Below are 23,481 nucleotides of genomic sequence, written 5' to 3' on the forward strand. Positions count from 1 at the left end.
ATGGCCAAACGCCTGCCTGCACGGGAGCAAACGCTAAAACGATTCATCTTTACACCTCAGGTCGCTGGGCGAATCGCCTTGATCAACGACTCAAGTGAATAGCCCAAACGCGGCGCCAAGGCTTGAGCCCGGGCCGTGAGCGCTTCCAGATCGAGTGTCTGGTCAAGTTCGGCAGGCACCATCAGGATGACATTGCCCTCTTTGACCGGCAGCTCCCAGTAATGTCGGTGATAAAGCCCGCGCAGCAGAGCTGCCCCCAGCGGTTTGCCATCGTCTGTCGCCCACTGGTTAATGATGAGCCAGCCATTGGGCGCAAGTTTCTTCTGGCAGTTCTCCAAAAATGTCCACGCCAAATGCCCGGCGGCTGGCCCCAGATCGTTATACAGATCGACGAAAATAAGGTCGGCCGGCTCGGCGGTGTCCAGCAGTTCTAGTGCGTCACCGATGCGAATGTACAACCGCGGGTCATCATCCAGCCCCAAGTATTCGATAGCCAGACGCGGTACGTCCGGACGCAGCTCAATGGCTTCAACGTCTTCCAGAGGTAAAAACTTAAGACAGGCCTGCGTCAGAGTGCCCGCACCCAGCCCCAGAAACAACGCGCTCTCTGGCGCTTCATGGCACAGCGCCCCGATCAGCATGGCGCGCGTGTAGTCGTACTCCAGCCAGCTTGGGTCCGCCGTGAACACACAGCTTTGCTCGATCGCATCACCAAATTCGAGAAAGCGGTAATCCGCCACTTCCAGCACTCGAATCATGCCGAAATCATCATGGACTTCGGCGAGCAGACGCTCCACGCGCTCCTCAGACATTTCCTCTCCTTGCCGCGCTCCGGCACACCCGCAGCACTGTAAAAATCAACCACTCAACTTGAGCGCAAAGGCGCGATTGTCAGCGATTGCGCCTTAACAGGTCACGCACTAATTGCTGCTAACATGCGCCTCACCCTTCTGAATACTAGAGTCTGCGATGAGCCAATCCTGGAGCCCTGACAGCTGGCGCGCCCTGCCGATCCAGCAACAACCCCACTACCCTGACGCGGCGCACCTGCTGCGCGTCGAGCAAAGCCTGGCCAGTTACCCGCCACTGGTGTTTGCCGGAGAGGCCCGCGAGCTGCGCCGACAGTTTGCCGAGGTCACTCAAGGGCGGGCGTTTCTGCTTCAGGGCGGAGATTGCGCCGAGAGCTTTGCGGAATTTTCAGCCGCCAAGATCCGCGACACCTTCAAAGTGTTGCTGCAAATGGCCATTGTGATGACCTTCGCCGCAGGTTGCCCAGTGGTTAAAGTAGGGCGCATGGCCGGGCAATTCGCCAAACCGCGCTCGGCCAATGACGAAACGATCAACGGGATCACGTTGCCCGCGTATCGCGGTGACATCGTCAATGGCATCGGCTTTGATGAAAAAAGCCGCGTACCGGATCCAGAGCGCTTGTTGCAGTCGTATCACCAGTCCACGGCCACTTTGAACCTGCTGCGCGCTTTTGCCCAAGGTGGCTTTGCCGACCTGCATCAGGTCCACAAGTGGAATCTGGACTTTATCGCCAACTCTGCGCTGGCCGAAAAATACAGCCAGTTGGCCGACCGTATCGACGAGACCCTGGCGTTCATGCGTGCCTGCGGCATGGACAGCTCGCCGCAGCTGCGTGAAACCAGCTTCTTTACCGCCCACGAAGCGTTGCTGCTCAACTACGAAGAAGCCTTTGTGCGCCGTGACAGCTTGACCAACGATTACTACGACTGCTCGGCCCATATGCTATGGATCGGCGACCGGACACGTCAGCTGGATGGCGCCCACGTCGAGTTCCTGCGCGGGGTCAACAACCCGATCGGAGTCAAGGTCGGGCCGAGCATGAACAACGAGGACTTGATTCGCCTGATCGACATCCTCAACCCGCAAAACGATCCGGGCCGTCTCAACCTGATCGTGCGCATGGGCGCTGACAAGGTAGGTGACCACTTGCCGCAATTGATTCGCGCTGTTGAAGGCGAAGGGAAACAGGTGCTGTGGAGCTGCGACCCGATGCACGCCAACACCATCAAAGCGAGCAGCGGCTACAAGACCCGTGATTTTGCGCAGATCCTCGGTGAAGTGAAGCAATTCTTCCAGGTGCACGAGGCCGAGGGCAGTTATGCCGGGGGCATTCATATCGAAATGACCGGACAGAATGTCACCGAGTGCATCGGCGGGGCTAACCCGATCACTGAAGACGGGTTATCAGATCGCTACCATACCCACTGCGACCCGCGCATGAACGCCGACCAATCGCTGGAACTGGCGTTTTTGATCGCCGAAACGCTGAAACAGGTTAAACGCTAAAAGCCTTTAACCCTTTCCCGAAAATCTGTAGTTGCTTTAGCTCCCTCCCCCTTGGGAAAGGGTTGGGGGCCTCTGACACCGCCTACTCATTTGTTAAACGGATCATCCCAAAAAGCCCTCTGACTTTCAGTCTCTATATCCGCCCTGCTCAGCCCTAGATCCTTCAACGCCGCCTCGCTGATCCGCCTCAGGCACGCTCTTTCCCGCGAAAGTTGATACCAGCGGGCAACCTGGGCAAACCACACTCGACCTCTTTGACCTTTCATCACTTGCCACCTCCATAGGGATGGCTCAAGTCTCTGCGCGGGCTTAAGATCAATCCAACGAATGTTTCTTATGCGATACATCTACGAGATTGATGCATGACCGACTTCCCCAGCATCGACACCGACTTGCTGCGCACCTTCGCCGCAATTGCCGATCACGGCGGCTTTACCCGTGCAGCTGAAGTGGTCAACCGCACGCAATCGGCGGTGAGCATGCAAATGAAACGACTGGAAGAAGATGTGCTCAAGTGCGCATTGTTCCAGCGCGACGGGCGTAATGTCAGCCTCACGACTGAAGGTCTTGTGTTGTTGGGCTATGCCCGGCGAATCCTCAAACTGCACAGCGAAGTGTTCAACACGCTGCGCCAACCGCACATGGTCGGCACCGTCAAAATCGGTTCGCCCGATGATTACGTGATGCGCTTTTTACCCGGTGTGTTAACGCGCTTTGCCAAGGACTATCCACTGATCAATGTCGAAGTGCATTGCGAACCCTCTGCGCTGCTGCTGCAACGCAATGACCTGGATCTGACCATCGTGACCCGAGAACCCGGCACTGAAATGGGCCAGATCCTGCGTCAGGAGCGCTTCGTCTGGATGATTGCCCAAGGCTTTGCACCGCACGAACAAACACCGTTGCCGCTGGCCATGTTCAACACCGACTGCTTTTGCAGAACCTGGGCCTGTAATGCACTGGACCTTATGCAACGTGAATATCGGGTCGCCTATACCAGCGCCAGCCTCGCGGCAATCAATGCGGTGGTGAGCACCGGTCTTGCCGTCACCGCTCAACTGGAGAGCTTGCTGACCGCCGATTTGCGGGTTGTTGGCGAGGCCGAAAACCTGCCTCTGCTGCCCTCGGCCAGCATTGTGCTGATGCGCAAACCCAACAGCGTGTCATCGCCCATCATCGAGTGTTTTGCCGAGTACATCGTCGATGGCTTTAAGCTTTGACTGCCAGCAACGCCGCGCACAGCAGCAAAAAGGCACAATACAGCCCGCGCAATAGACGCTCCGGTATGGCGTGAGCCATCTTCACGCCCCAACTGATGCTTAGCAGGCCGCCGATCGCCAGTGGCACACCCATGGCCCAGTTAACCTCACCGTGTGCGGCATAGGTCAGCAGGGTCACCGTAGTGCTCGGCGCAGCAAGCGCCAGCGACAAGCCTTGAGCAACTACTTGGGTGGTGCCAAAGACGCTGGTCAGCACGGGAACCGCCACCACCGCACCGCCCACCCCAAACAGCCCACCGGTGGTACCCGCGACAGCGCCCAACAGCCCAAACCACGGCCAGCCAAAGCGCGACCCGGTCACTGGTGAAACCGACAAGGTGAACATTTTGATCAGGTTATACAGGGTGATCGCGAGCAGAAAGGCGACAAATCCCCAGCGGATAATGCGTCCGTCAACCCCGACAGCGAGCATTGCGCCTAACCAGGCGAAGCTGAAACTCATCAGCACCAGCGGCAATGCCTGACGCAGATTGATCCGGTTACGCTGCTGATAGCGATACAGCGCCAGAAACACATTGGGCACTGACATTGCCAAAGCAGTCCCTTGCGCCAATTGCTGATCCAGCCCGAACCACAACCCGAGTACCGGGATCGCGATCAAGCCGCCACCGATCCCGAATAACCCGCCCAACGCCCCCATGGCGATACCCAAGGCGCCATACATTACAAAATCCATCAACATTACGGCCCCTCTTCGTGAACGCGCATGCTATCCACTCGCCAGCGCCCGGCAAAGCGTTAAAGCGCGCACTTTTTAACGGCGAAAAAAAACCCGGCCTTGAGGCCGGGTTTTTCAACGTACGGTTAACGCCAGGCTTAAACCTTGGCGCGGCCCTTGTAGGAGCCACCGTCACGGGTGTCGATCTCGATCCAGTCGCCGATTTCCACGAAATCTGCAACGCTCAGCTCGGTACCGTTTTTCAGTTTGGCAGGCTTCATCACCTTGCCCGAAGTGTCGCCGCGAGCGGAACCTTCGGTGTAGTCAACCTGACGCACGATAGTGGTCGGCAGCTCTACGGATACCAGACGCTCTTCGAAGAAGATAGCTTCGCAAACGTCGGTCATGCCTTCTTCGATGAAAGGCAGAACGGCTTCGATGTCTTCAGCGTTCAGCTCGTACATGGTGTAGTCAGTGGTGTCCATGAACGTGTAGGTGTCACCGCTGATGAAGGACAGGGTCGCTTCTTTGCGATCCAGGATCACGTCATCCAGCTTGTCGTCAGCGCTGTATACGATTTCAGTCTTGTAGCCAGTCAGCAGGTTCTTCAGCTTGGTCTTCATGATTGCGCTGTTACGACCGGACTTGGTGAATTCAGCTTTCTGAACCAACCAAGGATCGTTTTCGAGCTTGATGACTGTACCGGGTTTAAGCTCTTTACCAGTTTTCATTGCGAGTATCCGAATTTGGATTGAGATTTACAAAAATCTAGGCCGCGTATCATATCCAATTTCTATAAAACAGTACTAGCGCTTGCGCAAGATCAGCCTGCAATGACTGTTCCAGACACCAGCGTTCAGCATGCGCAGTAAGCTCTGGCCAGTGCTCAAGCAGCAGATTCCAGCCTGAGGCCATATCTGAACCGGCATTCCAGGCATGCCACAGGCTTGTGAACGCATGAGCCGCGGCGGGCGTAAGGTCTTTCACATACAACGCGAGAAATGCATTGAGTTTGTCCCAGTGCGCATTTTCTTCCTGCTCATAGATGTGCCAAAGAAACGGCCGCCCCGCCCATTGCGCCCGCACAAACGAGTCCTCGCCGCGCACTGCATTGAAATCACAGCACCATAACAACGTGTCGTAATCCTGTTGACGGACAAACGGTAACGCCTGAACGACCAATGAACCCCGCTGCTCGACCGCCCCCGGCGCCAGCGCCTCCATCCCGAGCCAGCGCAACAAATCGCCCATAATCCGGCCTTGCGGCACCAGCAGATGAGTGGGCTTGTTGCCTGCGGCCATCGCATCCAGCCAACTGGCCAAGCCGGAATTTTCATAAGCGAACAGGGAAATGAGGCAGGCATTCTCAGCCGCATACACACCCAACCCCTGCAGAAATGCCTGTTTCGCTTGGGGACTTTGATCAAAAGCACGTCGCCGAGCCAGTAGATCCGCTTCACGCAGCAGCCCGCCAGTGCCCTCTCCAAACCCTGGAAAAAAGAACATACGCTTCAAGCCATCAGGCCGCAGTGATGGCAAGCCATGACAACCACTGACCCAGTCTTCAGCGCTCAAATACTCCAGGTTGATCCACAAAGGGGGCGCTGGGCGGGCTTTCATGGCATGTAAATAAGCTTCTGGCAGCTTGCAGGCGAAAGCCTCAACCACCACATCCGCGACCTCCACCTCAGGCCATTGCTCGGGCCACTGACATACCTGAACCCCCTGCTGCCATTGTTGCGCGACGCCAGCGTCAGCTTCTGGGCAAAGGGGTACAAACGCCCTTAAGTCATCCACCCACAGTCGTACGCACTGCTGATGCTCGGCAACCAATTGCCGGGCCAGACGCCAAGTCACGCCAATGTCGCCGTAGTTATCGACCACACTGCAAAAAATATCCCAGGAGGCTTTCATTCCGGGCTCCCACATTCAAAGGGCTGATTGTCCGTATCTTTCAACGCACACAGAAGGCTTAAGGCGGAATAATCTGTCAGGCAGTCGTGCGACAATCGCCGCCTGTCGTCTTGCTTGATTGAAAACCATGAATAAAAACGCTGTGCACCTGTTGCTGTTGAAAAAACTCGAAGTTGACCTCGATGTGCTCCAACGCGCAGCGCAAACGGCGTACGAAGCCGCGACCGACAAAGAAAATATTGCCGAGAACAAGTACGACACCCTTGGGCTTGAAGCCTCGTATCTGGCGACAGGCCAAGCGCGCCGGGTCGAAGAAATACGTCAGGCGCTTAAAAACTGCCAATCCATGACATGCGCCGCATTCGATGCAGCACACGGCATTCAGGTCGGGGATTTAATCAAGCTGGAGGCCGCCAACGGCAACGAACAGTGGGTGTATCTCACCCCTGATGCCGCCGGGCTCAAGCTGATGCATGAAGCGCAGACGATCACCGTCATCACCCCGCGCTCACCCTTGGGCGCCGCACTGGTGCGCAAGCAACCTGACGACGACGTGCAGATCAGCGTAGGCGGTGCAGTGCAAACCTTTACTGTTTGCGACACCCTCTGACGCAGGTCTGGCGACTATCCCTTGACGTTACTTGGCAGCCATCAAACGATTGACTTCGCTGCGCACCATATTCGCGTACTCCGGGGGCGACATCGCATCCAGCTCGGCGCGCACCCATTGCGACCAGTTACCCTTGCGCTTGGCGCGCTCACCAAACAGGCGTGCCGCATCCCCTTTGGCTTTGCCCAGATTGCTCTGCCAGAGGTCATACAAACGGGATTTTTCATCTTCAAGCGCCGCACGCTCAGCGAGGGGCTTGTTGGCGAGGTTGAAGCTCATGTGAATTTCCTGCGGTGTAAATAAGGCGACATCTTACACCCTCGAAAGAAGTGTCTCAGTCTGGTTTTTAACTACGCTGTTACCTCAGGCTCAATCCGCCCTCAAAAAACAACCCGCAAATCGATGCAACTTTTTAGTCTCGGGTTGACTCCATAACTCATCACCCTTTGACCTGCTAGGAGTACCGCAATGGCTCGTAAAAACGCCGTACAAGCTGCTGAAGATCAAATCAAGGATCAAGCGTTCAGCGAACTGCAAGATTTGATTGCCGAATCCGAAAAGCTGCTCAGTGACAGCGCATCGTTGGTGGGCGAAGAAGGCGAAACCCTGCGTGCACAAGTTGGCCTGAAACTGAAACAGGCGCTGGACTCGGTGAGCAATGTGCGTGAACGCACCAAGCCTGTGGTCGATGCGACCGAAAACTATATCGGCGGCCACCCTTGGCAAACCGTGGCCATCTCAGCCGGTTTCGGCTTGGTGGTAGGCCTGTTGTTGGGCCGCCGCAACTAGTCATCGTAGCGGCACACTGAAAGCCTCTCTCTGTCATGGAGAGGGGCTTTTCTGGTTAAAAAACCAGGAACCTAGACATATTTAATTACATTCAAAGCCAACAACCCGGATAATTCATCGCCCCACCCTGCCAATGAGACAGTCAATGTCCGCCTCCACCCCTGCAACCAAACCTCTAAGCATGGCCCTGATTCTACTGATGGCCACCGCCACGGGCTTGGCTGTCGCCAGCAACTATTACGCCCAGCCTTTGCTGCACACCATCGCCCAAGAGCTGGGCCTGAGCATGAGCAGCGCCGGCACCGTGGTGATTACCGCGCAACTCAGTTACGGCGTTGGTTTATTGCTGCTGGTTCCGCTGGGGGATTTGTTTGAGCAACGAAGGCTCATCGTCACCATGACCGTACTCAGTGCCATGGGCCTGTTGATGAGCGCGTTCGCACCCTCACTGACCTGGCTATTGGTGGGTACAGCGATGACGGGGTTGTTTTCAGTCTCGGCGCAGGTGCTTGTGCCCATGGCGGCCAGCCTGGCAGACCCGCAGAGTCGCGGCCGTGTGGTGGGCACGCTGATGAGCGGTCTGCTATTGGGCATTTTGCTGGCTCGCACAGTCGCGGGCGCCCTGTCATCAGCCGGTGACTGGCGAGCTATTTACCTGCTCGCCGCAGCGCTGATGCTGATCAGTGCCATTGCCCTGTTCTGCGCACTGCCCAACCATCACCACAGCGCCGGACTGAGCTACCCAAAACTCATCGGCTCGGTGTTCAGGTTGTTTGTCGAAGAACCTGTGCTACGTCTGCGCGCACTGCTGGGCTTGCTGACCTTTTCACTGTTCGCCTTGTTTTGGACACCGTTGGCCTTTCTACTGGCCGTGCCGCCCTACAACTTTTCCGACGCGGTCATTGGTTTGTTTGGCCTCGCGGGCGCCGTCGGCGCAGTGGCTGCAAACTGGGCCGGGCGTATGGCCGATCGCGGCAAAGGCCAACTGGCCACAACCATCGGCCTGCTGGTTTTACTCGCAAGCTGGTTGCCAATGGCGTATGCCGGGCATTCACTGGCCGCCTTGCTGATTGGCGTGCTGGCCCTCGATTTTGCCGTACAACTGGTACACGTCAGCAACCAGAACGCTGTATTCAAGGTTCGTCCAGCCGCACGAAATCGCCTGAACGCCGGTTATATCACCTGCTATTTCATTGGTGGCGCTTTAGGCTCACTGGTGGGCGCGCAGACCTATCCGGCATTTGGCTGGGACGGCATCGTCATCGTAGGGGCGGTAGTGGCAACACTGGCACTGGCGGTATGGGGATTTAGCCTGCAACGCGAAAGCAAATTACAACCTGTCGGGTAAGCACTGCTGCAACACTTTTCATCCCCCGGGTAACTCGCTAGGATGCGTAACCCACCTGAAGACGGCTCGCCCAAGCGGGTCGCCTTATTGTTTCGAGACGCCGCATGATCCCTAAAGAATCCCGTAACGAGCTGGCCCTGGACACCTTCATCAAGTCGCACCCTGAGCTGCTTGAAGAAATGAAAGACCTGAGCGCTGAAGACCGTCAGCAACAAATTCTCTGGGCATTCGAAGATGAAGCTCAAAACCGCGGGCTTGACCCTTGGGAGCTGGCGCTGGAGCTGATCGCTCGCAGTCCCGAAGAACTCAAGGCCATGCGCCTCGAAGTCCATCAGGAAGTCGCTGAAGCACTGGACATGAGCTGGGAAGAATATTGCGGATTCAATGACATCACGGTTTGATGCCGTCACGCTTGCAGGCGACACGCGGCCAGCAAATCGCCGTTCGTCACCTGCACTGCACTAAATCACTACGCCAGCACACCAATATCAGGTACGACTCCCCAATGTCTGGAGACGCAACCATGATGACCTCGCCGCTCAAACTGCTCCCGTTGGCCGCACTGCTCTGTGCGCTCTCTACAAACGCCTTCGCCGCCTCGCCGCCAGGCCCGACTGTACCCACCAACCCTCAGGAGCCACCTGCGGGCCAAGATATAAAACCAACCATTACCCCCGACGCCAAGATCCACAACGATTCGGATGTACCTACACATCCTTCTGTGGACCCGCATATGCAGGGCAATGACCCTGGCCGTCAAGGCGGTATGAATACAGACGGTAATGGCCCTATGGGTGACGACGATGACAGCCCTGCCAGTGCGATCCCCGCACCTTCAGGCACGATGAAACCTTAAGCCAAGCCAGGCTGCGTCTCAGACGATGCAGCCTGTTCCCATCGTTCAATTTCATTCAACAAGACCCAGCGTAAACAGAATTTCAGATGAAGGCTGAGGTCATAACTGACCTACCCCTTTATGGATTGCTGTCATGCGTTTCGAAAAAATCTCCCAAAACCTGTCCAAAATGGCCGGGAGCCCCCGAACCTTCCAGTTCGCCCTTTTCATGATCGTGCTATGGGCAGCCTCTGGCCCGTGGTTTCACTACAACGATACCTGGCAATTGATCATCAATACTTCCACCACCATCATCACGTTTTTGATGGTTTTCTTGATCCAGAACACCCAAAACCGGGACAACGATGTGCTGCACATCAAGATTGACGAGCTGCTGCGCGCCACCCAGCAAGCACAGAACGCCGTACTGGGCCTGGATAGGCTCACGGCGAAAGAACTCACAGCAATCCGCAAACAGTACCAACGGATGGGCGAGGATCAGGAAATGCAATTGAACGTCACTGAAACTTCCGTCAAAGCCACCCTCACCAAAACGCAGTGATGCCCTGCTTTCGCCACTGCCAGCTGTAGCCATGGGTAGCCGAGCGCAGAGCATCAGGACTTGTGATGGGCATCAACGAGCTTTTTGGCCATCACCAAGTGCATTTCAAATTTAGGCAAATACTTCTCTGCAAAGGCTTTCAGTGCGGGCGACGCGGGCTTATCCACTTGCTGCTTGAACAGTTGGATTGCATCTTCACGCGCCTTCACCTGACTGGCGGCATAGGCCGCATCAAATGAATCGTCCTCCTGCACCTCAAGCATCAAGGGCTTGGCTTTGTTAAGTACTTCTTCGTGCGTCGGAACGGGCAGATCTTGTTCACTGGCAATTTTCTTCAAGTCACGGTTGGCGTCTGTCTGATCCTTGATGATTTCGACTGCATAACTTTCGATATCGGTGGACGAGGTTTTACCAATTGCCATTCGGCTGATTTCAATTTCGGCAACACCGGTTGCGGAGGCCTTTTCAACAAACTCGGCCGGGCTATTTGCCATCGCTGGACTGGCTACCAACGCGCAACACGCTAAAGCACAGCCGCCGACAAAGCGATTAAGACCCTTCAGGGTATTCATAACATCCTCCAGAAAAAGGCAGGTTTATTCCTTGCACAGAATCTGAAGGCCGGGAGGGGCAAAGGTTTAGATGAGGTCGCACTTTTCTGACGAGCGGAACGGTGATGCGTGCCAGAAAGCGCCAACCTGAGAGCACAACCCATGAAAACTCGCTCAGGAACTTAAGATGACCGCAATGTCAGAGCCAAGCCCAATCAGCGCATTAGACGCTCCAGAAAGGCTCCGTCCCAGCAACTACCCTGAGCCCTTTGCCGCCCTCACGCAGGGGCGCAAAAAAAGGCCGCTGGGCGACCTCTTCAATCTCCAAAACTTTGGCGTGAACCTGATCCATCTCTCACCGGGAAGCCTCTCAGCACTTCACCACACACATTCGCGGCAAGATGAATTTATCTATGTCCTGGAAGGTTATCCCACCTTGATTCGCGGGGAGACGACCTTACAACTCGCACCCGGAATGATTGCGGGATTTCCATCCCAAGGCCTTGCACACCACTTGGAGAATCGATCTGACCAGGAGTGCATCATCCTTGAGGTGGGCGACCGCAGTGCGGGAGACTGCGTGACCTACCCGTTTGACGACCTACAAACCGTAGAGGGTACTGACGGCAAGTGGCACTTCACGCATAAAGATGGCAGGCCTTATGAGTAATAAGAGATAGGCTGTTGGTCAACCTCCCCCCTTATGCTCGCTCGTCAGGTCAGTCGACAAAGGACTATTCCACTCAAAAATTAGCGTATACAGTCAAAACCATCAAAACTTTGTATACACCTGACGAGGACAACATCATGGTTTCTCCAGTGCTGTCATTCCGTGTCGAAGAGACGCTGGTGGAACAGCTTGATCAGCTGTCCGAAGCTACGGATCGCGACCGCCAATACCACCTCAAGCGTGCCTTGGCTCGCTACATCGAGGCTGAGTCCTGGCACATCAAAGCCATTGCCGAAGGCATCGCTGATGCTGACGCAGGCAACCTGACAGACTTTAAAACCATCAAAGACAAATGGGTGAACCGTGCCAAACATCGCGCTGACGGACAAAGCGAGCAGTGATCTCGACTCGATTCACGAGTATTACGAATCACGCTTAGGCTCTGCCGCAGCGAATGCCGCACTGCTCCAGATCATTGAAGCGCTGGAGCAACTGGGAACCTTCACCGGCCTTGGGCGCCCTTCACAAACGCCCGATGTGCGGGAGCTGATTCTGGCCAAATTCCCTTTTATAGCGCCGTACAGACTGATGCATAACGAGGTGCAAGTTCTGCGTATTCTTCACCAGAGCACGGAGCGACAAGAAAACTGGTAATTGCCCGTGCCTGCAATGCAAGATCAGAGCCTTGCACTTAGCACGCCTGTAGCTGCGCTACCGTACAAGCCTATAAAGCTGCACTACTAGAAACATGTCACCACCATTGGTGCCAAGGATACCTTCCCGCCCTCGCCCGCATGCTCGAACCCAACTATCAGCCCCAGATCTGTCCCACATCGCCCTTTTCCAGACGCCAGAAACCACAAACCCCCGACTTTCTCTAGGAAAATCAGGGGTTTGTGTTTGTAGAATGTGGCGGTGAAGGAGAGATTCGAACTCTCGATACAATTTCTTGTATACACACTTTCCAGGCGTGCTCCTTAAGCCACTCGGACACTTCACCGTATCTCGTCAAACAAGTTCTGTCTGTCGAGGCGCGCTAATGTAGTCGAAAGCTTTCGATATGACAAATGTTTTTTTCAGATTTTTCATGCGGTTACAGAAATAGCTATTTTGAAGGGCCAATCAAGAGGGCTAATCAGCCAAACTCCAGTCTGGCCCAATACCCATCCCAACCCCAACTGTAGACGCGCCGCCTTCTATATAGAAGGCGCTTGCAAACGGCCTGACTCACCAGTCAGTCACAGCGCTTTACCTGCGGCACTGCGCTGGGTAACGTCTGCCTCACTTAACTACAAGGAATTGCGCCATGAGTGACTTGGTTTCCTATCATCTGGATGAAGGCATCGCCACCCTGACCTTGAGCAATGGCAAGGTGAACGCCATTTCTCCTGAGGTGATATCTGCTTTCAATGCGGCACTGGATCAAGCCGAGAAAGATCGCGCGGTGGTCATTATTACCGGTCAGCCAGGGATACTGTCGGGCGGCTATGATTTGAAGGTGATGACCGCAAGTCCGGAACAGGCGATTGAGTTGGTTCGTCAGGGCTCCTCTCTGACGCGACGTCTTCTGTCGCACCCCTTCCCTGTGGTAATTGCCTGCCCGGGCCATGCCGTGGCCAAAGGAGCATTTCTATTGCTTTCAGTCGACTACCGGATCGGCGTTGAAGGCCCGTTCAGCATTGGTCTGAACGAGGTGCAAATCGGTATGACCATGCACCACGCTGGCATTGAGCTGGCCCGCGATCGCCTGCGTAAATCGGCGTTCCACCGCTCTGTTATCAACGGGGAAATGTTCAACCCGGTGAGTGCTGTCGACGCAGGTTTTCTCGATCAGGTCGTCAAGCCTGAAGCATTGCTGGAGACAGCACGGGAAGTAGCGGGCCAATTGAAGAAAATCAACATGAGGGCCCACAAGAACACCAAGCTCAAAGTGCGCAAAGAACTGCTGGATACGCTGGATAAGGCTATCGAGCTGGATCAACATCACGCACTTTAATCTTTCCCGAACGGTCAATCCCGAATGCTACAGGCAATCGGGATTGACTCTCAGGCTGTTTACGCACGGTAAACACCTCTAGCCCGTACTTCAGAGCCCTCGTTGAAACAAATGCTTAAACATCAGTAATCTCCTTCGTGTATCGGGGTAATTGCCGAATACGGAGCACATCCGTACACTGCGCCACCTTTGATTTCGGCGATTCTGTAAATGCTACTTTCGTTACGTATGTTGTTACTGAGCTTGCATTTCGTGGCAGCGGGTATTTTGGGCGTGCTGCTCGGCATGTGCCGACCTTTCAATCCGGACAACAGCAGACTCTGTGCCCGGATTTATGCCTGGCCTGCGAAGTGGATTTTGGGCTACACCCTCAAGACAGAAGTCGGTCCGTTGATGGACAAACCGCAGAGCTGCGTAATCATCGCAAACCATCAATCCAACTATGATTTGTTTGTGTTTGGCAATGTAGTACCCCACCGCACGGTGTGCATCAGCAAAAAAAGCCTTAAATGGGTGCCTCTCTTTGGGCAGCTGTTCTGGCTGGCCGGCAATGTGCTGATTGATCGAGGCAATGCCCACAAAGCGCGCAAATCCATGCAAATGACGACCCGCACGCTCCAGGAAAAAGACACCTCGATCTGGGTCTTCCCGGAGGGCACGCGCAATTTAGGCAAAACCTTGCTGCCCTTCAAAAAAGGCGCGTTCCAAATGGCGATCACTGCTGGCGTGCCTATCGTGCCGGTATGTGTGAGCACGTACTCACAGCATTTGAAACTTAACCGCTGGCGCAGTGCCGATATTCAGATTCGCTCCTTGCCTGCCATTCCAACCGCTGGCCTGACGCTGGATGACATGCCTGCCCTGATGGAACAGTGTCGCGAGCAAATGCGTGACTGCATCGAGGCGATGGATCGAGAGCTCCTCACTCTGCATAACCGTCGCCTGTCTGCGCCGCCTAAACCCAAAGCCACAGCGTCAAACCCGAACCTCTGAATGTTTGTTGACTCAAAGGGAGGCATTGCGCGCTAAGCTGCTGCGTGCCTTAACCCTTTGAAGAAGAAGCGATTAGAACTATGGGGAAAGTTATTGCAGCTGCGGTTTATAACGCGGGCAAGAAAATCACAGACATTACACCGGACGAAAGCAGCACATGGGCTCAAAAGCCCGGCCACTTTGTCTGGATGGGCCTGGAACAGCCTGACGCGCAACAATTAGCAGACTTGCAGCGCCAATTCCATTTGCATGAACTGGCCATCGAAGATGCACTGGAACAACACAGTCGCCCCAAGCTCGAAACCTTCGGTGATGCCCTGTTCATCGTCATCTATTCGCCGATTCGAACGGATGGCATTCTAGAGTTCATCGAAACTCATATCTTCGCTGGCAATGGCTACATCATCACCTGCCGCAATGGTCACTCAGCCTCTTACCGAGCGGTACGTCAGCGCTGCGAGGCACGCCCGTTGCTCCTGGAGCATGGCGAGGATTTTGTACTGTATGCCTTGCTCGACTTTGTGACCGAGAGCTATCAACCAGTCAGTGAAGCCATCCACGCCGAAATCGAGCAGCTGGAACGCAATATTCTCGGCAACACCCTCAATGAAGCGGACATCGTGCACTTGCACAGCCTGCGTCGTGATGTTCTGCGTTTACGTCGCTATGTCGCACCCATGGTCGAGATCAGCGAGGAATTACAGCGCCTGACCTTTCCCTTTATCGACAAAAACATGCGTCCGTATTTTCGTGATGTGCAAATTCACGTCACGCGCCAGATGGAAGACCTCACCACCCTGCGCGATATCGCCACGCAAACCATTGAAATCGTGGTGTTGCTGGAATCCTCACGACAAAGCATCGTGCAGCGTAAATTCGCCGCATGGGCAGCTATTCTGGCTTTTCCAACGGCGGTTGCCGGCATATATGGGATGAACTTCCAGAACATGCCAGAGCTAACCTGGCATTACGGTTATTTCGGTGTACTCGGGTTTATAACGCTGGGCGTCACGGGGTTATGGGCCAGTTTCAAACGCTCTGGCTGGCTATAACACGCACCTTCTGTGAAACAGCAAACGGGGCCGTATGGCCCCGTTTCTGTATGTCAGTAATTAACGTCAAACCTTGTGTGGCTGGGAGACAAAACGCATCATCCATTCAGCAACGGTACGACCGTGATGCTCTCGCTCCAGGCTGGAAACGCCGCTGGAATAGATCTGATCGCCCAGATGCTCATGACGCAGATCGAGCAAGGCTCGTGAGTAGTCATGAATAAACTCGGGATGCCCTTGAAAACACAGCACTTGGTCATTGATGTGATAGGCGGCAAATGGACAGAAGTCGCTGGATGCAATGACCGTAGCATTCTCTGGCAATGCCGTGACCTGATCCTGGTGACTGATCAACAGCGTCAGGTCCTCAACGACTGGGCTCATCCACGGCGCCTTGGCCGCCAGCGTGTACTGATGAGTTCCTACACCCCAACCCTGGCTGGCGCGCTCGCTCTTGCCGCCCAGTAGAAGCGCCAGCAGTTGATGACCGAAGCACACGCCCAGCAGTTTATCGCCCTGCTCATAACGAATGAGCAAATAGGCTTTGAGTACCTGTATCCACGGATCCGTACCGAAAGAGTCCGCCTTGCTGCCTGTCACCAGGTAAGCGTCAAACACTTCATCATCCGCAGGGTAGTCACCCTGCATTACGTTAAATACTTCGAAGCTGGCCGCAATGGGCTGCTGGGAGAACAGATGTTTGAACATCTGCCCATAGCCTTGGTATTGATCAATAAACTCTGGACGCAGGATGTCGGTTTCCAGAATGCAAATGCGTAGCGACATAAAAGTTCCTGGCACGATAACGGCGATTTTGAAGAGGACAACGTGTCCAGCCTGCCTTGTACGACATTTCATGGCAAGCACTGAACGCCCCCTCAAAGGCCAATCACTTACACCCACTAGAGCACTTTCGACAATCAAATGACGCCTGAAAAACATTCCCTGACGAACGGTAGGTGCCTAAGCATGGGTGATAGCCAATTGCCCACCGCGTCTAGCAATGGCCTGACAGGGCAAGGGTAACGCTGGTAATAGCGTTTTAGAAACCTACTGCACTTAGATGATGTGAAACGGTTCTAAGTCATGTGTTATGGGGCTCTAAGGTTAACTTTGTTGACGGGTCAGGCGCTTTTCAGGGGGCGCGCCCTTGTCATGGAGCGTCGCCGTTCAGGAATAACAACAAAAGGCAGGTCGCCATGTTTAAACATACGAAAGTACGCCAGGCTGGACTTATTCTCTTCGCCACCACATTGCTGCTGATTTTGCCTAATCTGACCAAGGTTATCGGATGACCCGCCCTCGTCAGCTCAGAACAGACTCTCGCACTGTGACTTCTAGACGACAACGGCCGACCCAAGGCCAGCCGTTGATCACCACTCTCGGATTTAGTTAAGCAGGCTACGAACCTCCTGCTTGACCCCCCACCCTTCAATAACGCCTCCCAGCGGAACAACGACCGCTTCGAAGTCCTGCTCAAACTCGCCAATACCGCCGTAGGTTGCGTACATCACCTTACTCAACTCAAGGTGCCAGGCGCCGTCATCGCGCACATTGACCTGGGCATTAAGACATTCTCCACAAAATTTCCCTGCAGCCCTGCGTGCCCGCTCCTCGTCCGGGAAGATGGCGTAAAACTCAATGGGATGAATGCGTGCAAAATCAAAACCGCCTTCTTTCATGCGGCGCAGCACGTAGCTGCTGAGGTCTTCTTGATGGGCTGTGCTCATGAAACGTCCTCCTCGCAATGGATAGACATTTAGCGCTCCCGAGAGGGCAAGGGTTTGCCGAGTCGGGAGTAATAAGCATGTAGCGAACAAGATCAGAATCGGTCGAATACACCTGCGACCTGGAAGCAGAGTAGTCCTCTGTGGCATGAACTGCCAAGTCAGCGCCATACAAAAAAACTTACGATTAAAGAAAAACTTACCGGCGTCGCCCGAACCCTGCACAGATGCGCTGTTCAGAACCGGGCAGTCGCTCCGGTAAAATGTATTACTTCTGCGCGCGCTCTTTAAGTGCCTTCAAGGTATTGAAGGGCGCATCCACTACAAATTTGTTGGCCAACCACGAAGGCACGCTACCACCTGGCTCGGTGTGCACCTGATAAGTGACTTCAGTTTGATTGGCACCTTTAGGCACCAGCTTCCAAAAGCCTTTGACCTGGGCAACACGGACAAAACCCTTCTCTTCAGGAAGATACGTTGGCAGTCCTTCGAGTGTACGAGTCAAGGTGCCATCAGATGCTTTATTGGTGGTAACCAATAGAACTGAATCTCGCGGTGTCACTGGCCAGGGCGTATTGAATTGGGTATAGGTCCAGCTTTTATCGCCTTCGTGCTTGAGCAGTTTTTGCGTTTTACACTCGTATATCCAGGCACAAGCACCTGCAACGTCTTCTTGCAAGGCACTGATTTTAGCGACCGGCGCGTTGATAAGTGTGACACCTTGATAAGCCTTGTACTGCGATCCTGGAACTTCAATCAAGGAGACTTTAATCCCGTCTTCATCCTTTGCTACTTTCCAGTCTTCTGCGTGGGCTACACCCGCCAACAGAACACTAAAACCACATGCCAGTGCAACTTGATGCAACGAACCCATTGTTTTATTCCTTATTGTTGAGGTTTGTTCTTTGAGCCTAAACACACTAAGCCGCAGTCATTCGCTCCCACCAACCGATCAGATTGATAGCTTCTTCCCGGTCGTTGCCGCACACGTCGATATTGGCTTTGAAATCACTGCATACCGCGGGGCGCTCAGGCTGACCAAACAATCCACACAGCGCGTCGACTGAGAGGTGCACGCAACGCTCACCGGCCGGCTTACCGTTGGGCATGCCCGGCAAGGGTGTACTGATGGAGGGGGCGATGCAGCAAGCGCCACAGCCTTCACGGCAATTCATAAGCGTCTCATTGAGGGGCAAAGTGGGTTGATGACAAGGGATAGTACTCGCTGGAACAGGCGTTTGAAATTGACCGTTCAGCAGAAAACGAGGTGACTGAACAGTCAGTTTTCAGTCAGACACGCGGGGATAACCGCCGCATTTCACAGCCTTACTGCTTGAATTCAAACTCCAACGCCGCACCTTCAATTTCATTCTGTCGTGCTTCGTTACGAAGTTGCAGGCCCATCTCGTTGCTGATGAGGCGCCCGTTCAATTGAAACGGACTGTCTTGAGCCGTCTTGTCGCCAAACATGTTCGGTAGCAACGGTTTATGTGCAGGCATTGGAACAGTACCCAAAGGCCTGAGTTGGCGGACCATATCGGGCGGCAAGCTTAAATCCAGTTTGGCAGTGGGCAAAGGCTTTTTCGCGCTCTTGCGTGCCGCTCTGGACTTGGACGCCGCAGACGATTTTTTTTGGGCCGCTGCCTGTTTCGCGCTGACCGCAGATTTTGCCGCGGGCTGAGTGGCATGCGGCCTGACACTGGAAGCTTCAGCCTGCGGCTGAGCAGCGGTAGCCGCAGCAGCATTCAACGCAGTCAATATGCCCGCCAGTATGAATCCCAGACAATATCTCGCTTTCATAACTCCACAGCTTCTACGGTTAAGGTGCAAATGCTGGCCTTTTAGTCATAGCCTGACAAGCCGAATTTCAGCACCCGGTATATGCGGGGACGCACAGCTCAATCAGTAAAGACTTGCTGTCTCTTGGCACAGCTGACTGGCCAACATTCCCAGAGTCATTAACGCCCGCTCGGCTTCGCGATTCCAGGGGATGCCGCAGTTTAGTCGAATACAGTGATTAAACTGCTCGGTGTTGCTGAAAATCAGCCCCGGCGCAATGCTGATCCCCTGCTGTAAAGCCCGTACATGCAATTCCTGGGTATTAACTCGCCCAGGCAAGCTTACCCACAAAATAAAGCCCCCACTGGGACGCGACATTTGCGTGCCTTGAGGGAAGTGCTGTTGAACGGCCAACTGGAATGCACTCAGATTTTTGCGGTACTCCTGTCGGATGTAACGCAAATGGCGGTCGTAACCGCCATTTTCAAGGTAGGCCGCCACACCCATCTGCGTCACGCTACAGGCCGAGTGCGTGGTAAAAGTTTGCAGACGCTGGATTTCCTGCTGAAATTTACCGGCTATCATCCAGCCGATTCGTACACCCGGCGACAATGTTTTCGAGAAACTTGAGCAGTAAATCACACGATCCAGACGGTCATAAGCTTTCAACGCTTTGGTGCGCCCCACCTCAAACATCAGTTCGCCGTAAATATCATCCTCAACTATCTGGATGTCGAAATCCGACGCCAAACGCAGCAGCTGCTTTTGCCGTTCTTCCGGCATGGTGCCTCCCAGCGGATTGCTGAGGCGCGTGGTCAACACCAAGGCTTTGATCGACCACTGGTTAGCGGCCAGTTGCAGAGCTTCAAGGCTCATGCCCGTGGCAGGATCACTGGGGATTTCGATGACTTTCAGCCCCAATAGATCCGCGAGTTGCAGTAACCCGTAATAGGTCGGTGATTCGGCTGCTATCAAGTCCCCCGGACGCGTCAGTACCCGCAATGACATTTGTAAGGCGTCGACACAACCGTGAGTGATGATGACTTCCGAAGGATCGACCACAACCCCTGCGTCACGCATACGGATCGCAACCTGCCGGCGCAGCGGTTCAAAGCCAGGGCTGAACATGTAACTGAACGCTCGCGGGCTGTGAAAGCGCGTGACCTTGGCCAGTTGTTGGTGTAACGCCCGCACGGGCAAATAGTCGACACTCGGCACAGCAGCGCCTAGCGGAAACACGCCCTCGCGACGGGACTCGACCAGCACTTGTTGAATGATGCTACTGCGGGTAACCAGGCCGGGACGCTCTACACGAGCGATGTCCGGGGTGGGCGCCGTTAATGCCGGAGTCTGATGTACGTAGTACCCCGACTGCGGTCGTGCGCGAATCAGACCTTGATCTTCAAGGTTGGCGTAAGCCTGCAACACGGTTGCGTGGCTGACATTGAGCTGAGAGCTCATTTTGCGCACTGAAGGCACGCGCTCACCCGGCTGATAAACGCCACGCCGGATATCCTCAGCCAATTGCTGAGCAATACGTTGATAGAGCAACAGATTGGTCATGGCGTAGCACTCACTGTTCAGGCTTTGTTTTTGTGTCGAACAATACCGGAACAGTTTAGAAGTGTACGGGCACAGTTGTCACTCATCTAAGCCGTACAGCCCATGATGAGGCGTAACTGTATGGGTACAGAGCCTGTACCCATTGCGCTAAGCCTAGACGCTTGCGAACCGCAATTAACGCGCGGCGCCTAGTTGACCTTTATCGTCAGAAAATACGATTTCGACCCTGCGATTCTGCGCTCGTCCACGCTCTGTGGCGTTTACATCCACTGGGTATTCGTCACCATAACCCTCGACCTGGATGCGCTTTTCGTCGATCCCCAGATCAACCAGCATGTCGGCCACTGCCTGTGCACGCGCAAGTGACAGCTTAATATTGTCGTCCTTGCCGCCCGTACTGTCGGTATAACCTTCAATGCGCACCACGCGCTTGGGGTTCAATTGCAGGAACTGCACCAGCTTGAGCACCGTACGGTTTGCCGAGTTCTTGAGTTCCGCTGCGCCGGTATCGAATAACACATCGCCCAAGGTCATCACCAACCCACGATCCGTCTGCGTCGTAGCCAGACTGATGATTTGCTCTTCGAGCCATTGCCCCTGTTGCTGAACACTCAGCAATTTGGCTTCTCGCAAGGCCAGTTGCAGGCGCTGACGCTCAAGTTCAAGCTTGGCCGCCCGCTCCTGATTGAGCACTTGCTGAGTGTGCTCTCGGGCAATATCACTGTAACGCTGGCTCAGATACGCGTAATGCGCCACATCGTTGCCACTGCCCCAAAAAGAAGAAAGCCGGTCAGCGCGGGCAAGGGATTCCCCGGCGCGAATCACATCCTTGGGAGCAATGCGCAGCACATTGCTGTCTTCCTTGACCGCTTGAAATTCGCTGCTGGCTTGCTGCAACGCCTGCTCACTGTCGGGGTGCGAGGCACAACCTGCCAGGCCGATGCAAGCCACTACCAAGGCACCGCTTAAACCTCCAGACACCAGGTTCATTGCACCTCCGCCAGTTGCTTGCGCAAGCGGGTAATTCGGGTATTGAGCACGTTCAATTGTTCCTGGCTTTTTTCGGTCAGTACGCGAGCTTCTGCCAAGCGTGCATCCAGCTCGGACTGTTCAGCCTGCGTACGAGCGTCTTTGTAAGAGGCTTCAGCCATATCGGCCTGAGCCTGAGCCAACTTGTCTTCGGCTTGCTTGAGTTCAGCCACCGTGTCAGCACTGGCGCCTACCGCCCGGGCTTGCTCAAGGGCCTGTTCGGTCAAACGCAATTGTTCATTCGGCGCTGGATCAGCGGCGCAACCCGCCAGAGCCACAACAGCCAAGGCAGCGAAAAGAGGTCGAATTGTCACTAAGGATTCCTACTGTTTTGGGACGCCAGCGGTTGCTGTAACTGCGACTTCCAGCGCTCCAGATTGCGTTGCAAAGCCGCCTCGGTCACGCCGGAGGCGGGCAATTCTGTCATCTTTTTGGCGAGCTGTCCGCGTAGCCACGGCTCGTTGCAGGCGGAGTCATGGGAGATCGCCAAAAACAGGCCCGGCTGATCAATCGGTTGCGGGTGCGCCACAAGATCTTCCGATAAACCAAGGGCTTGCAAGGTGGCGATACCCGCATAACGGCCCGCCAGTACATATTCGACTTGGCCAAGCAGCAATTTCTGAACCGCCTGTGGCAAACCTGGCTGGCGCTCCAGGGTGAGTTGGTGCTGGGCAAAATCGTCGAAGGCTTCCGTCATGCGCGCTTTTTCAGACAGCGCCCCCAAATGCCCGTGCAAATCGGCTGGAGTTTCATAGGTTAAAGACGAGTCCTTACGGGTCCAGACCAGATAATCATTTCGCACCAGCGGCGGATGGATATAGTCCAGTGTCGAAAGCCCTGCCACTGTCAATGGAGCATCCAGCAGCACGTCCATTCGTCCGGTTTGAACCTCGGCTAGCGCCTGTGAACGCTTGCCGCCGTAGAGAATGTCAACCTTGATGCCCAGCTCCTGAGCGACCTGTTGCAAGAGATCGGCGCTGGCACCGATCAAGTGCGCAGGATCAGCGGGATCTCGCCACAAATAAGGCGGTGCATCCGGGCTGCCCGTGACAACCAAGCGTTCGCACTTGCCCGCAGCGTGGGACAGGAGTGGCATAAATACCAAACCCAACAGCAGCCTGCTTATCTGACGCACATCCATAGCCCTGCACTCCGCACACTCAATTCATAGGCGTAAAAAAGCCCGGTGGCTCACGCCGCAGGAAATACGCACACACAGAGTGTTGCGCTTTTCCCACGGCCCAAACGACCGGGCTCTTTATAAGTGAAGCAACTGGATTAGACCAGCTTCTCCAGCTCAGGTACTGCTTCGAACAAGTCCGCTACCAGACCGTAATCGGCCACTTGGAAGATCGGTGCTTCTTCGTCCTTGTTGATCGCAACGATCACTTTGGAGTCTTTCATACCGGCCAAATGCTGAATCGCGCCGGAGATACCGACCGCGATGTACAGCTGTGGTGCAACGATTTTGCCGGTCTGACCGACCTGCATGTCGTTGGGTACAAAGCCTGCATCCACAGCCGCACGCGAAGCGCCAACCGCAGCGCCCAGCTTGTCAGCCAGTGCGTACAGATGTTTGAAGTTGTCACCGTTCTGCATGCCACGACCGCCGGAAACGACGATTTTGGCGGCGGTCAGTTCAGGGCGGTCCGACTTGGCCAGTTCTTCGCCAACAAACGACGAAGTCCCTGCATCGTGAACAGCGCTCACCGCTTCAACTGCGGCCGAGCCGCCTTCTGCTGCAACCGGGTCGAAACCGGTAGCACGCACGGTGATCACTTTGACCGGTGCAGTGGACTGCACGGTCGC

At 54.9% G+C, this 23,481-nt stretch carries 31 protein-coding genes and 1 tRNA gene; 14 read left to right on the forward strand and 18 right to left on the reverse strand.

What is annotated here, in order from left to right; genetic code table 11:
- Window positions 1-56: 56 nt before the first annotated feature.
- Complete coding sequence (locus GHN86_RS19655; protein ID WP_153377033.1) at window positions 57-812, reverse strand: spermidine synthase; 756 nt, start codon at window positions 810-812, stop codon at window positions 57-59.
- Between the two features lie 157 nt (window positions 813-969).
- On the opposite strand from GHN86_RS19655, the gene GHN86_RS19660 reads away from it, so the two are divergent.
- Window positions 970-2,316 carry a class II 3-deoxy-7-phosphoheptulonate synthase gene (locus tag GHN86_RS19660; protein ID WP_153377032.1) on the forward strand — a complete coding sequence of 449 codons (1,347 nt, stop codon included), beginning with the start codon at window positions 970-972 and terminating at the stop codon, window positions 2,314-2,316.
- Between the two features lie 86 nt (window positions 2,317-2,402).
- Here the strand turns inward: GHN86_RS19660 and GHN86_RS19665 are convergent, their stop codons facing one another.
- A complete protein-coding gene (locus tag GHN86_RS19665; RefSeq protein ID WP_153377377.1) occupies window positions 2,403-2,582 on the reverse strand; it encodes a DUF1127 domain-containing protein in 180 nt (59 codons plus the stop codon).
- 96 nt (window positions 2,583-2,678) lie between these two features.
- Between GHN86_RS19665 and GHN86_RS19670 the strand changes: the two genes are divergently transcribed.
- Window positions 2,679-3,536, forward strand: a complete 858-nt coding sequence (locus tag GHN86_RS19670) for a LysR family transcriptional regulator (protein ID WP_153377031.1) — start codon at window positions 2,679-2,681, stop codon at window positions 3,534-3,536.
- On the opposite strand, the gene GHN86_RS19675 is transcribed toward GHN86_RS19670, so the two are convergent.
- From GHN86_RS19675 to earP, 3 genes are all read right to left on the reverse strand, one after another.
- Window positions 3,526-4,278 carry a sulfite exporter TauE/SafE family protein gene (locus GHN86_RS19675; protein ID WP_153377030.1) on the reverse strand — a complete coding sequence of 251 codons (753 nt, stop codon included), beginning with the start codon at window positions 4,276-4,278 and terminating at the stop codon, window positions 3,526-3,528. The two genes, GHN86_RS19670 and GHN86_RS19675, sit on opposite strands and share 11 nt — an antisense overlap.
- 134 nt (window positions 4,279-4,412) lie before the next feature.
- Window positions 4,413-4,985 carry an elongation factor P gene (locus GHN86_RS19680; protein WP_048382289.1) on the reverse strand — a complete coding sequence of 191 codons (573 nt, stop codon included), beginning with the start codon at window positions 4,983-4,985 and terminating at the stop codon, window positions 4,413-4,415.
- 49 nt (window positions 4,986-5,034) lie between these two features.
- Window positions 5,035-6,168 (reverse strand): elongation factor P maturation arginine rhamnosyltransferase EarP, encoded by a 1,134-nt coding sequence (gene earP, locus GHN86_RS19685; RefSeq protein ID WP_153377029.1) that lies wholly within the window; start codon window positions 6,166-6,168, stop codon window positions 5,035-5,037.
- 127 nt (window positions 6,169-6,295) lie between these two features.
- Here earP and GHN86_RS19690 point away from each other — a divergent pair, with 127 nt between their 5' ends.
- A complete protein-coding gene (locus GHN86_RS19690; protein WP_153377028.1) occupies window positions 6,296-6,778 on the forward strand; it encodes a GreA/GreB family elongation factor in 483 nt (160 codons plus the stop codon).
- A 27-nt stretch (window positions 6,779-6,805) separates the two neighbouring features.
- Here the strand turns inward: GHN86_RS19690 and GHN86_RS19695 are convergent, their stop codons facing one another.
- Complete coding sequence (locus GHN86_RS19695) at window positions 6,806-7,057, reverse strand: hypothetical protein (RefSeq protein WP_122783999.1); 252 nt, start codon at window positions 7,055-7,057, stop codon at window positions 6,806-6,808.
- Window positions 7,058-7,246: 189 nt separating this feature from the next.
- Between GHN86_RS19695 and GHN86_RS19700 the strand changes: the two genes are divergently transcribed.
- The 5 genes from GHN86_RS19700 to GHN86_RS19720 all read left to right on the forward strand — a co-directional run bounded on the left by GHN86_RS19700 (window position 7,247) and on the right by GHN86_RS19720 (window position 10,312).
- Window positions 7,247-7,567 carry a DUF883 family protein gene (locus GHN86_RS19700; RefSeq protein WP_122783998.1) on the forward strand — a complete coding sequence of 107 codons (321 nt, stop codon included), beginning with the start codon at window positions 7,247-7,249 and terminating at the stop codon, window positions 7,565-7,567.
- 145 nt (window positions 7,568-7,712) lie between these two features.
- Complete coding sequence (locus GHN86_RS19705; RefSeq protein WP_153377027.1) at window positions 7,713-8,915, forward strand: MFS transporter; 1,203 nt, start codon at window positions 7,713-7,715, stop codon at window positions 8,913-8,915.
- Window positions 8,916-9,019: 104 nt separating this feature from the next.
- Window positions 9,020-9,316 (forward strand): DUF6388 family protein, encoded by a 297-nt coding sequence (locus GHN86_RS19710; RefSeq protein ID WP_146383877.1) that lies wholly within the window; start codon window positions 9,020-9,022, stop codon window positions 9,314-9,316.
- Between the two features lie 122 nt (window positions 9,317-9,438).
- Entirely contained in the window at window positions 9,439-9,771 is a 333-nt protein-coding gene (locus GHN86_RS19715; protein ID WP_153387169.1) for a hypothetical protein, read from the forward strand.
- A 133-nt stretch (window positions 9,772-9,904) separates the two neighbouring features.
- Window positions 9,905-10,312 (forward strand): low affinity iron permease family protein, encoded by a 408-nt coding sequence (locus tag GHN86_RS19720; protein ID WP_153377025.1) that lies wholly within the window; start codon window positions 9,905-9,907, stop codon window positions 10,310-10,312.
- A gap of 53 nt (window positions 10,313-10,365) precedes the next feature.
- On the opposite strand, the gene GHN86_RS19725 is transcribed toward GHN86_RS19720, so the two are convergent.
- Window positions 10,366-10,884 carry a DUF4142 domain-containing protein gene (locus GHN86_RS19725; RefSeq protein WP_153377024.1) on the reverse strand — a complete coding sequence of 173 codons (519 nt, stop codon included), beginning with the start codon at window positions 10,882-10,884 and terminating at the stop codon, window positions 10,366-10,368.
- A 166-nt stretch (window positions 10,885-11,050) separates the two neighbouring features.
- Between GHN86_RS19725 and GHN86_RS19730 the strand changes: the two genes are divergently transcribed.
- From GHN86_RS19730 to GHN86_RS19740, 3 genes are all read left to right on the forward strand, one after another.
- Window positions 11,051-11,533, forward strand: coding sequence for a cupin domain-containing protein (locus GHN86_RS19730; RefSeq protein ID WP_153377023.1), 483 nt, complete (start codon window positions 11,051-11,053; stop codon window positions 11,531-11,533).
- Window positions 11,534-11,670: 137 nt separating this feature from the next.
- Window positions 11,671-11,934: a CopG family ribbon-helix-helix protein gene (locus GHN86_RS19735; RefSeq protein ID WP_153377022.1), complete on the forward strand. Its 264-nt coding sequence runs from the start codon at window positions 11,671-11,673 to the stop codon at window positions 11,932-11,934.
- Window positions 11,897-12,187 (forward strand): type II toxin-antitoxin system RelE/ParE family toxin, encoded by a 291-nt coding sequence (locus GHN86_RS19740; RefSeq protein WP_323369099.1) that lies wholly within the window; start codon window positions 11,897-11,899, stop codon window positions 12,185-12,187. Before GHN86_RS19735 ends, GHN86_RS19740 begins: the two co-directional genes overlap by 38 nt.
- Window positions 12,188-12,443: 256 nt before the next feature.
- On the opposite strand, the gene GHN86_RS19745 is transcribed toward GHN86_RS19740, so the two are convergent.
- A tRNA-Ser gene (locus tag GHN86_RS19745) sits at window positions 12,444-12,533 on the reverse strand.
- Window positions 12,534-12,839: 306 nt separating this feature from the next.
- On the opposite strand from GHN86_RS19745, the gene GHN86_RS19750 reads away from it, so the two are divergent.
- From GHN86_RS19750 to GHN86_RS19760, 3 genes are all read left to right on the forward strand, one after another.
- Window positions 12,840-13,529 (forward strand): crotonase/enoyl-CoA hydratase family protein, encoded by a 690-nt coding sequence (locus GHN86_RS19750; protein WP_153377021.1) that lies wholly within the window; start codon window positions 12,840-12,842, stop codon window positions 13,527-13,529.
- A gap of 210 nt (window positions 13,530-13,739) precedes the next feature.
- A complete protein-coding gene (locus tag GHN86_RS19755) occupies window positions 13,740-14,522 on the forward strand; it encodes a lysophospholipid acyltransferase family protein (RefSeq protein ID WP_153387171.1) in 783 nt (260 codons plus the stop codon).
- 80 nt (window positions 14,523-14,602) lie between these two features.
- Window positions 14,603-15,574, forward strand: coding sequence for a magnesium and cobalt transport protein CorA (locus tag GHN86_RS19760; protein WP_153377019.1), 972 nt, complete (start codon window positions 14,603-14,605; stop codon window positions 15,572-15,574).
- A 66-nt stretch (window positions 15,575-15,640) separates the two neighbouring features.
- Here the strand turns inward: GHN86_RS19760 and GHN86_RS19765 are convergent, their stop codons facing one another.
- From GHN86_RS19765 to GHN86_RS19810, 10 genes are all read right to left on the reverse strand, one after another.
- Window positions 15,641-16,360 carry an amidotransferase gene (locus GHN86_RS19765; protein ID WP_153377018.1) on the reverse strand — a complete coding sequence of 240 codons (720 nt, stop codon included), beginning with the start codon at window positions 16,358-16,360 and terminating at the stop codon, window positions 15,641-15,643.
- Between the two features lie 602 nt (window positions 16,361-16,962).
- A complete protein-coding gene (locus GHN86_RS19770; RefSeq protein WP_153377017.1) occupies window positions 16,963-17,304 on the reverse strand; it encodes a ribonuclease E inhibitor RraB in 342 nt (113 codons plus the stop codon).
- A gap of 265 nt (window positions 17,305-17,569) precedes the next feature.
- A complete protein-coding gene (locus GHN86_RS19775) occupies window positions 17,570-18,175 on the reverse strand; it encodes an START domain-containing protein (RefSeq protein WP_153387173.1) in 606 nt (201 codons plus the stop codon).
- 46 nt (window positions 18,176-18,221) lie between these two features.
- Window positions 18,222-18,476, reverse strand: coding sequence for a YkgJ family cysteine cluster protein (locus tag GHN86_RS19780; RefSeq protein ID WP_153377015.1), 255 nt, complete (start codon window positions 18,474-18,476; stop codon window positions 18,222-18,224).
- A 151-nt stretch (window positions 18,477-18,627) separates the two neighbouring features.
- Window positions 18,628-19,101 carry a translation initiation factor 2 gene (locus GHN86_RS19785; protein WP_153377375.1) on the reverse strand — a complete coding sequence of 158 codons (474 nt, stop codon included), beginning with the start codon at window positions 19,099-19,101 and terminating at the stop codon, window positions 18,628-18,630.
- Window positions 19,102-19,203: 102 nt separating this feature from the next.
- The gene (locus GHN86_RS19790; RefSeq protein ID WP_153377014.1) at window positions 19,204-20,643 is read right to left on the reverse strand and encodes a PLP-dependent aminotransferase family protein; all 1,440 of its coding nucleotides are present in this window, start codon (window positions 20,641-20,643) and stop codon (window positions 19,204-19,206) included.
- Window positions 20,644-20,817: 174 nt separating this feature from the next.
- Entirely contained in the window at window positions 20,818-21,633 is an 816-nt protein-coding gene (locus GHN86_RS19795; protein WP_153377013.1) for an OmpA family protein, read from the reverse strand.
- Complete coding sequence (locus tag GHN86_RS19800) at window positions 21,630-21,986, reverse strand: DUF4398 domain-containing protein (RefSeq protein WP_323369098.1); 357 nt, start codon at window positions 21,984-21,986, stop codon at window positions 21,630-21,632. Before GHN86_RS19800 ends, GHN86_RS19795 begins: the two co-directional genes overlap by 4 nt.
- Window positions 21,986-22,813 (reverse strand): substrate-binding periplasmic protein, encoded by an 828-nt coding sequence (locus tag GHN86_RS19805; protein ID WP_153377012.1) that lies wholly within the window; start codon window positions 22,811-22,813, stop codon window positions 21,986-21,988. Before GHN86_RS19805 ends, GHN86_RS19800 begins: the two co-directional genes overlap by 1 nt.
- Before the next feature lie 137 nt (window positions 22,814-22,950).
- Window positions 22,951-23,481 (reverse strand): electron transfer flavoprotein subunit alpha/FixB family protein (locus tag GHN86_RS19810; protein ID WP_228389632.1); only part of this gene is annotated, 531 nt, incomplete at its 5' end.

The sequence above is a fragment of the Pseudomonas helleri genome (assembly GCF_009600315.1).
Classification (GTDB): Bacteria; Pseudomonadota; Gammaproteobacteria; order Pseudomonadales; family Pseudomonadaceae; genus Aquipseudomonas; species Aquipseudomonas helleri_A.

What these genes read in the sequence shown, in the direction of transcription:
- GHN86_RS19790 (WP_153377014.1), bottom strand. Translation starts at nt 20,643, where the DNA reads ATGACCAATCTGTTGCTCTATCAACGTATTGCTCAGCAATTGGCTGAG.
- GHN86_RS19795 (WP_153377013.1), bottom strand. Translation starts at nt 21,633, where the DNA reads ATGAACCTGGTGTCTGGAGGTTTAAGCGGTGCCTTGGTAGTGGCTTGC.
- GHN86_RS19670 (WP_153377031.1), top strand. Translation starts at nt 2,679, where the DNA reads ATGACCGACTTCCCCAGCATCGACACCGACTTGCTGCGCACCTTCGCC.
- GHN86_RS19710 (WP_146383877.1), top strand. Translation starts at nt 9,020, where the DNA reads ATGATCCCTAAAGAATCCCGTAACGAGCTGGCCCTGGACACCTTCATC.
- GHN86_RS19770 (WP_153377017.1), bottom strand. Translation starts at nt 17,304, where the DNA reads ATGAGCACAGCCCATCAAGAAGACCTCAGCAGCTACGTGCTGCGCCGC.
- GHN86_RS19700 (WP_122783998.1), top strand. Translation starts at nt 7,247, where the DNA reads ATGGCTCGTAAAAACGCCGTACAAGCTGCTGAAGATCAAATCAAGGAT.
- GHN86_RS19690 (WP_153377028.1), top strand. Translation starts at nt 6,296, where the DNA reads ATGAATAAAAACGCTGTGCACCTGTTGCTGTTGAAAAAACTCGAAGTT.
- GHN86_RS19705 (WP_153377027.1), top strand. Translation starts at nt 7,713, where the DNA reads ATGTCCGCCTCCACCCCTGCAACCAAACCTCTAAGCATGGCCCTGATT.
- GHN86_RS19785 (WP_153377375.1), bottom strand. Translation starts at nt 19,101, where the DNA reads ATGAAAGCGAGATATTGTCTGGGATTCATACTGGCGGGCATATTGACT.
- GHN86_RS19665 (WP_153377377.1), bottom strand. Translation starts at nt 2,582, where the DNA reads ATGAAAGGTCAAAGAGGTCGAGTGTGGTTTGCCCAGGTTGCCCGCTGG.
- GHN86_RS19695 (WP_122783999.1), bottom strand. Translation starts at nt 7,057, where the DNA reads ATGAGCTTCAACCTCGCCAACAAGCCCCTCGCTGAGCGTGCGGCGCTT.
- GHN86_RS19660 (WP_153377032.1), top strand. Translation starts at nt 970, where the DNA reads ATGAGCCAATCCTGGAGCCCTGACAGCTGGCGCGCCCTGCCGATCCAG.
- GHN86_RS19675 (WP_153377030.1), bottom strand. Translation starts at nt 4,278, where the DNA reads ATGTTGATGGATTTTGTAATGTATGGCGCCTTGGGTATCGCCATGGGG.
- GHN86_RS19715 (WP_153387169.1), top strand. Translation starts at nt 9,439, where the DNA reads ATGATGACCTCGCCGCTCAAACTGCTCCCGTTGGCCGCACTGCTCTGT.
- GHN86_RS19720 (WP_153377025.1), top strand. Translation starts at nt 9,905, where the DNA reads ATGCGTTTCGAAAAAATCTCCCAAAACCTGTCCAAAATGGCCGGGAGC.
- GHN86_RS19780 (WP_153377015.1), bottom strand. Translation starts at nt 18,476, where the DNA reads ATGAATTGCCGTGAAGGCTGTGGCGCTTGCTGCATCGCCCCCTCCATC.
- earP (WP_153377029.1), bottom strand. Translation starts at nt 6,168, where the DNA reads ATGAAAGCCTCCTGGGATATTTTTTGCAGTGTGGTCGATAACTACGGC.
- GHN86_RS19805 (WP_153377012.1), bottom strand. Translation starts at nt 22,813, where the DNA reads ATGGATGTGCGTCAGATAAGCAGGCTGCTGTTGGGTTTGGTATTTATG.
- GHN86_RS19775 (WP_153387173.1), bottom strand. Translation starts at nt 18,175, where the DNA reads ATGGGTTCGTTGCATCAAGTTGCACTGGCATGTGGTTTTAGTGTTCTG.
- GHN86_RS19760 (WP_153377019.1), top strand. Translation starts at nt 14,603, where the DNA reads ATGGGGAAAGTTATTGCAGCTGCGGTTTATAACGCGGGCAAGAAAATC.
- GHN86_RS19655 (WP_153377033.1), bottom strand. Translation starts at nt 812, where the DNA reads ATGTCTGAGGAGCGCGTGGAGCGTCTGCTCGCCGAAGTCCATGATGAT.
- GHN86_RS19680 (WP_048382289.1), bottom strand. Translation starts at nt 4,985, where the DNA reads ATGAAAACTGGTAAAGAGCTTAAACCCGGTACAGTCATCAAGCTCGAA.
- GHN86_RS19750 (WP_153377021.1), top strand. Translation starts at nt 12,840, where the DNA reads ATGAGTGACTTGGTTTCCTATCATCTGGATGAAGGCATCGCCACCCTG.
- GHN86_RS19725 (WP_153377024.1), bottom strand. Translation starts at nt 10,884, where the DNA reads ATGAATACCCTGAAGGGTCTTAATCGCTTTGTCGGCGGCTGTGCTTTA.
- GHN86_RS19755 (WP_153387171.1), top strand. Translation starts at nt 13,740, where the DNA reads ATGCTACTTTCGTTACGTATGTTGTTACTGAGCTTGCATTTCGTGGCA.
- GHN86_RS19730 (WP_153377023.1), top strand. Translation starts at nt 11,051, where the DNA reads ATGACCGCAATGTCAGAGCCAAGCCCAATCAGCGCATTAGACGCTCCA.
- GHN86_RS19765 (WP_153377018.1), bottom strand. Translation starts at nt 16,360, where the DNA reads ATGTCGCTACGCATTTGCATTCTGGAAACCGACATCCTGCGTCCAGAG.
- GHN86_RS19735 (WP_153377022.1), top strand. Translation starts at nt 11,671, where the DNA reads ATGGTTTCTCCAGTGCTGTCATTCCGTGTCGAAGAGACGCTGGTGGAA.